The 4,649-nt window shown below is 62.9% G+C and carries 5 protein-coding genes and 1 pseudogene; 1 reads left to right on the forward strand and 5 read right to left on the reverse strand.

Annotation, left to right across the window (positions count from 1 at the left end):
- From WCB02_RS04750 to WCB02_RS04770, 5 genes and pseudogenes are all read right to left on the reverse strand, one after another.
- On the reverse strand, window positions 1-320 hold a 320-nt coding region (locus WCB02_RS04750), incomplete at its 3' end, for a site-specific integrase (RefSeq protein WP_423956684.1).
- Entirely contained in the window at window positions 317-1,222 is a 906-nt protein-coding gene (locus tag WCB02_RS04755) for a tyrosine-type recombinase/integrase (RefSeq protein ID WP_423956685.1), read from the reverse strand. The genes WCB02_RS04750 and WCB02_RS04755, both read right to left, overlap by 4 nt.
- A complete protein-coding gene (locus WCB02_RS04760; protein WP_423956686.1) occupies window positions 1,222-2,454 on the reverse strand; it encodes a tyrosine-type recombinase/integrase in 1,233 nt (410 codons plus the stop codon). Before WCB02_RS04760 ends, WCB02_RS04755 begins: the two co-directional genes overlap by 1 nt.
- Before the next feature lie 145 nt (window positions 2,455-2,599).
- Window positions 2,600-2,797 (reverse strand): annotated as a pseudogene (locus tag WCB02_RS04765) (transposase zinc-binding domain-containing protein); the annotation flags it as partial.
- A 13-nt stretch (window positions 2,798-2,810) separates the two neighbouring features.
- Complete coding sequence (locus WCB02_RS04770) at window positions 2,811-3,653, reverse strand: tyrosine-type recombinase/integrase (RefSeq protein WP_423956687.1); 843 nt, start codon at window positions 3,651-3,653, stop codon at window positions 2,811-2,813.
- Window positions 3,654-4,087: 434 nt separating this feature from the next.
- Between WCB02_RS04770 and WCB02_RS04775 the strand changes: the two genes are divergently transcribed.
- Window positions 4,088-4,372 (forward strand): hypothetical protein, encoded by a 285-nt coding sequence (locus WCB02_RS04775; protein ID WP_423956688.1) that lies wholly within the window; start codon window positions 4,088-4,090, stop codon window positions 4,370-4,372.
- Window positions 4,373-4,649 lie beyond the last annotated feature (277 nt).

Genomic DNA, 4,649 nt, shown 5'->3' on the forward strand with positions numbered 1-4,649 from the left:
CGGCGGATCTGCTCGAGCGCCGCCGGCTGTCGATATTCGAGGAAGCGGAAGAACGACTTGATAGCCGCAAGCCGCACGTTGCGCGTGACGGCGGCGTTTCCGCGTACATCTTCGAGATGCTCGAGGAAGGCGCTAACGAGGCCGGCGTCGAGTTGCTCCAACGTCAGTGCCGACGGCCGGACCTTCAGTCTTTCGGCGGCGAACGTGAAGAGCAGCTGGAAGCTCGCGGCGTAAGAGTCCTGCGTGTGCCGGCTGGCACCCCGCTGGCTGGCGAGCGTCTCGCGGAGGAACGCTTCGATAAGGGGAGCGATCGGCGTCATGATCGCCTCCCGTCGAAGACGTAGTCTTCACCGGCCGCGGCGACGTCGCGCATGAGATCGGCGGTCGCCTCCAGGTACCAGTAGGTCGCGTAGATGTTGACGTGGCCCATGTAGGTCGAAAGCGCCGCCATATGTGCGCCACTTCGGCTTCGTCCGGCCGGACTGCCCAGCAGCGCCCGCACCGCGAACGTGTGTCGCAGATCGTGCAGGCGCGGGCGGCGCCTCGCCGTGGGTGCGATCCCTGCCTTGCGGACCAACCTGTCGAAGGTCTCCTTGACGGCAATATAGCGCAGCGCACCGCCATGCTTGCCGATGAACACCGGATCATCGTTCGAGCGAGGCCGGCGGCGTGCCAAATAGCGCCGCAGGCCCGCGGCGGCCGTGTCGTGAAGCGGTACTAAGCGGGTCTTGCGGAACTTGGTCTCGCGGATCAGCAAGCCGTCGCGCGTCACGTCGGCGACCGTCAGCTTCAGTGCCTCGGAGATCCTCAACCCGGTAGCCGAGAGCAGGGCGATCAAGCTCGCATAGGTCAGTGAGCGCAAGCCGCCCTTGGGCCCAAGCCGCAGTGCGGCCTCGATAAGGCAATTGAACTCTGCATCCGAGTAGATATGCGGCGGGCGCCTCCTCTTGTGGGCGCCAAAGTGATTGGTCGGCGGGAGCTCGTGCCGGCCGTCCTCGATCTGGACGTGGCGTACTAAGCGGCAGACGGCCTTCAGCCGGGCATCGCGCTGCGCGACGGACGGCCCGAGCGCTGCCCAGTCGATGGCAGTTTGCGCGTGCACATGCATTTGCCCGCGCTCGGCCGCGAAAGCGGCGAAGCTCTTCAGCAGATACTCCGCATTCGACATCGCAAAGCCAGTGGCTCGGCGGAGGTCGAGATAAGCTTGGATGGCCTTCAGCATCAGAGCACCTCCGGCCAGGGCTGCGCGATTTGCTTCAGGAGCGCGACATCGGCCTTGGCGTAATAGGCGGTCGTGTCGATACCTCGGTGCCGCAGGACCAAGCCGATCTTCTCGAGTGCCACGCCATGACGCAGCATCTCGGTCGCCGCCGTATGCCGCAGCGCGTGCGCGCCCTTGAACGGCGTAATGATGCCGGCCCGCTGCATAGCACACCTTACTAGCGACGAGATGCCGTCGCCCCGCCGGAAGGATCCGTATGGCGCGATTGTGCGCAGGAACACATGAGCGCTCGCATGGTGCTTGGGCCGGCAGTCGACATAGGCTGCAATCGCATCGCCAACGTCTTGCGGCAGCGGCAGGCGAACCTCGTTGCGGGACTTGCCCGCGACCCGCAACGAGCCGGTCTCCCATTCGATGTCGTCGAGACGCAGTTGCGCAACGTCACCGGCCCGCAGCCCCAGACGCACCAGGAGCAGGATGATCGCGCGGTCGCGGCGCCGCGCAGGAGCTTCGCCGTTACAGGCCGCGATCAAACAGTTCACCTGTTCTGTCGCCAGATACCGTGGCATGTCGGCAAGCCGCCAATGGGCGTAGGCGGGAACCGCACTGTCGAGACCGGCCCGGCAGCGACCTTCGACCGCCAAGTAGCGCAGGAAAGCACGCAGGCTTGTCGTCATCTTCTCGATGGTTCCGCGCCCGCTCGTGCTCGCGAGATCCATGAAGGTGGTGCGAACGGCGGCCGCATCCCAGGTCGCCGGATCGTCCCCGAGTGCCATCAGCAAGCGGGCGACGTCACGTGCGTAGAGCCCAATGGTAGCGTCGGAAGCTCCGCGGTGCCTCCGCAGCCATGCTTTGAAGCTGGTGATTAACGACGGCTCAACAGGCGTCGCCGTCACTGCGGCGGGGAGACACACGCCGATTTCGACGAGGTACCGGCGAAAGAGCCGGGCGCCGTAGATGGTATGGTGATTGTGACGGCCGCCCTTCGCGCGTGGGCAACGACAGGTGCGCAGATGTTCACTGAAAGCCTGCAAATCGATGTCGCGCGGCAATCCTCGGCGCCCCGCCAGGACATGGCCGAGGTGCGCCGCCGCCCGCAAGTATCGAACCGCCGTGTCGTCGGTATAGCCCTGGCGCTTAAGCGCCGCAGCGAAGCCATCGAGGTGCAGCCCACTCGGCCCGCTGCGCAGATGGCCCAGCATCTTCGATGCCGAGAAGTAGTTGTCCAACATGATCGTCCCCACTTGTGACCGGCCAACAGTGGCCGAGCCGACCGGGGCGCAAAGGCGTCATATTATGGAGAGTGGAAGCGAAGCAATTCACAGGAAAATCTGAGCGCCGTCACGCCAGCTCCCCATTACCGGATCTGCCCATAAGGCAGCTGTTGTAGGCGATCGTGGTATGGGCGCAGTCCTCGCAGCGCGCGACGTGTCCGCCCAGCGTCGCCGTGCGGCAGTTCTCGATGGCGCTCATCACCTTGAGCTGGAGCAGGCTGACGTGACCGCGGTTGGCAAGACGCCACGCGGCGCCGTGATCGCGGAAGATGTCCGCGACCTCCAGAGCTGGACGGGCCATGTGGGCTGGCCCGTTACGCCGGCGGCTCGTCCTTCTTGGGCACCAGCGGCGTGAGCCTGTCCAGCGGGCTCATCACCTCGCGGATGATGTTGGTGGCCACCTGGGTGTAGCGCGCCGTCGTATCGAGCTTGGAATGTCCGAGCAAAACCTGGATCACCCTGATATCGATGTTCTGCTCGAGCAGGTGGGTAGCGAAGCTGTGTCGCAGCGTGTGCGGCGCCACCCAATTGGGCAGCCCAGCCAACTCGGCGGCCATGTGGCACACCCGATTGAGCTGGCGCGTCGTCATCGGGTTGATGCGATCACGACCGGGGAACATCCACACTTGGGGATGGGCGATGCGCCACCAGTCGCGCAGCAGCTCCAGCAGCTGCGGTGACAGCATGGCATGGCGATCCTTGCGGCCTTTGCCTTGCTCAACCCGGATCATCATGCGCTTGGAATCGACGTCGCAGACCTTCAGCGCGACGACCTCCATGGCGCGCAGACCGGCGCCGTAGGCAACGCTGAGCGCGGCCTTGTGCTTGGGGCTGGGTGCGGCTTCCAGCAGGCGCAACACCTCTTCGGGCGAGAGCACCCGCGGCAGCTTGCGGGGTTCGTAGACGAACACGAGACGGCGCGTCGTCTCCGGCCGGTCGAGCGTCACCTTGAAGAAGAACCGCAGCGCCGTCACGGTCGCGTTGATGCTCGGTGGTTGCGCACCGGTCTCCGTCAGATGCAGCTGGAACGCGCGCAGCTCTTCCGCTGTCGCGGTGTCGGGAGAACGTCCGAGGAAGCTCGCGAGCCTCTTGACGGCAGGGATATACTCGCGTTGCGTATCGGGCACGAACCGGCGCATGTTCATGTCATCGAGCATGCGTTGGCGCAGCGGGCTGATGGGCTTCTCGCTCATTGGGGGCTCCTGTCTTGAGGTTGGAGTGCTTGAACCCCTCGATCCTCAAGACGGAGCGCCCGCCCGTCACCTGTGCTCGATCAAATAGTTACGGCGTCAGACGCAATACACCCGGCCGTGCCGCAGCGCCTTCCCGCGAGAGCGGGTTCGTTCTTTGGCACGGAACGTAAGTCCCGGAACGGAGGGGTTATTTCCGAAGCTGGGGGTACACCGGCTGCGCCATCAGCCGACCGGCCACAGCAGCCCTTGACCCATGCCGTAAGTCGCCCGCTTCATTCTAAATTGAGCATTCAGCGTGTTAAGGGTTGACGCAATTGGCTCTTACAACCTAGTGACGTTCGGGCGGCAAGACCATGAAGATGACCGAACCCAATGGCAATCTGTAAGGGGCAACTGGCATGGCGTGGATTATCGCTATAGCTTTTTTTGTATTTCTCTTTTGGATCGGGAGGCGAGCACGCGAGAAAACCGCAGAGCGTGCAGCATCGGGACAGTTGCAATCACCCCTACATAAGGCAGCGAACGGATTGGTTCTTGTCCTCTTCGGTCTCACTTTTTACATCGGCTACATTCATCGAAACCTGCTGCCGATACCGTCCTACCTTTGGGTCGCCGTCGCGGCAAACGTTGTGGTGCTGCTTATCCTGCGCCGGGCTTTGAAATGGCGCTATCCGTGCATTTAGAAAGCTAACGCCGGACGTGGTCGTGGGTATGTTGAAAAAAAGTAATCTTTACCGTTCTGGCATTGGCGACGGCTTGGGGCCTCGGCAACGTACTGTCCGAAGTCTGGATGTCGGGCCGGATATACCAAACCGGAAGAAACGGTAGCGGATCTTACTATTCATATTCGAGCGATCACGCGCAATTTCTGGTATTCTTCTCCCTCAAAGTATTAGTCGCACTTTGTGGCGTTCTTCTCTTGCTCGGCTTGGGTTGGATGAAAACAGGCAGAGTCTGGCC

Origin of the sequence: Bradyrhizobium sp., assembly GCF_049581145.1 — a bacterium.
Lineage (GTDB): Bacteria > Pseudomonadota > Alphaproteobacteria > Rhizobiales > Xanthobacteraceae > Bradyrhizobium.

What these genes read in the sequence shown, in the direction of transcription:
- WCB02_RS04770 (WP_423956687.1), bottom strand. Translation starts at nt 3,653, where the DNA reads ATGCTCGATGACATGAACATGCGCCGGTTCGTGCCCGATACGCAACGC.
- WCB02_RS04760 (WP_423956686.1), bottom strand. Translation starts at nt 2,454, where the DNA reads ATGTTGGACAACTACTTCTCGGCATCGAAGATGCTGGGCCATCTGCGC.
- WCB02_RS04775 (WP_423956688.1), top strand. Translation starts at nt 4,088, where the DNA reads ATGGCGTGGATTATCGCTATAGCTTTTTTTGTATTTCTCTTTTGGATC.
- WCB02_RS04755 (WP_423956685.1), bottom strand. Translation starts at nt 1,222, where the DNA reads ATGCTGAAGGCCATCCAAGCTTATCTCGACCTCCGCCGAGCCACTGGC.